This window comes from Pseudomonas sp. P5_A2_2 (assembly GCF_054177685.1).
In genome coordinates this window covers 1-1,477 of sequence record NZ_JBGCUL010001059.1, presented here as the reverse complement: position 1 = coordinate 1,477, position 1,477 = coordinate 1, and the positions used below count along the sequence as shown (strand labels likewise).

The window sequence follows — 1,477 nt, the reverse complement described above, 5'->3', positions numbered from 1 at the left end:
GGGCAATACTGACCGCCGTCTCTAGCTCCTGCAACGCCGAATCGATCTGCTGCTTCGGCTTGCCCGGGAAGTAATCGATGCTTACCAGTTGATCGTAGGCTTTGCGCAGCTTACGAATTTGTTTGGTCGTCGCCAGCGCATTTTCAGCATTCAGCTGTCCACGGCATTCTTCGATCTGTGCACGAAGCTTGCCGTAATCATCGCTACGGTCAAACCACTCGACAAAGCGCTCGCCATCAGGATCGACGACGGGCAGGACGAATGCGGTGCCGTTGATGGCAAGGATGTCACGCTCGACAGACGCCAGCACTTCACGACAGAAACCGGTGTCAGGCAACAGGTAGGCGCCATCGCGCAAGACCGCAGCACCTGAAGCTTTCAAGGCACGCCAAGCGCGCATGCGTTCGGTGGCATTCGCGGTGGGTAGGCCTAGAATCAAAGTCAGCCATTTTTTCATGTAGATATCGCAATTTATTTTGTAATTGGAATTACACTATCTCTGTTTTACATGTTTGGAAAGCTGTCCTTGAGAGCAGAGGATTTTGGCAAGCATGGATGGCGATGCCGGGATAGGCGCAAACAGCGCCTGTACGCGCGCGATGGTGGCAGTGTCAAAAGGCAAATCAATGCGCTTTGGGCATTGGAGTGACAGGCGGCAATCGGCCAGGCCGCCGTGGTGAATCACGATGGCAAATTAGTGGCTATGCTTGGTCTGCTGTCGAAACCGATCAGGCAGTCCGGCAGGCTGCGCGGAAATGACCCGCAACGTGCCCTATGTCACCCGACTATTCTGCGTGAAGCATCCAGTTCAGGGGCGCAAATCCGCAACGACACTCGGGAAGACATGGAGCAAACCCTGCACCTGCAGGCGCAGGGTTTGGACTGGATCTGTCGGGATCACTCAGGATCGAATCGACTGTCGCTACGGTGCGGCTGGGCACTGCGAAAACGGGGATATGCTCACCCCAGACATGCAGGCCTTGGTCTGCACGCTCGCCAGAGGCGCAAAACGAGGCTGAGGAAATTGAAAGGAACAGAACATCTGGCAAAAGTGATTGCCGACGTTCAGTTCTACAATGGAGAGCGAGGAGAATCGTTACCTGAAACGATGATGTCAAATGCAACAAATGAAAATGATTTCGTTTTACCGCCGAAATGTTAAGAGACTGCTTCCGAGAGTAAAAAATTTCACCATGAAATTAGCATCGCCAAATGCATTGCTTAGTGTCGAATAGTTGGTTGGCGTGACACGTAAGACGTATAGCTTCGGTAGCTATTGCTTGTCTCGGGAGCTTCGCTCACGAAAACCAGCGTGAATCCAGGACAGAGAAAAAATTTGGCTAATGCTACGTGCGGTTTGTTCTCAGGTTCAGGTGTTGGCACAAAAGGTTAATTGGTTTCCGAATACCGCTTCTATTGGTCAATTTAGAAGGATTATGTTTGGAGATTGTGAAATGGATTTTTTCAGGAATAAAAG

General features: G+C 51.3%; 2 protein-coding genes. One reads left to right on the top strand and one right to left on the bottom strand.

Features of this window, described 5'->3' with window-relative positions; genetic code table 11:
* Nucleotides 1-457: Chromate resistance protein ChrB (locus tag ACXRVY_RS28755; protein WP_458238925.1), on the bottom strand; the 457-nt coding region annotated here is incomplete at its 3' end.
* A gap of 219 nt (nt 458-676) precedes the next feature.
* Between ACXRVY_RS28755 and ACXRVY_RS28750 the strand changes: the two genes are divergently transcribed.
* Nucleotides 677-1,162: a hypothetical protein gene (locus tag ACXRVY_RS28750; RefSeq protein ID WP_458238924.1), complete on the top strand. Its 486-nt coding sequence runs from the start codon at nt 677-679 to the stop codon at nt 1,160-1,162.
* The last annotated feature ends 315 nt before the right edge of the window (nt 1,163-1,477 follow it).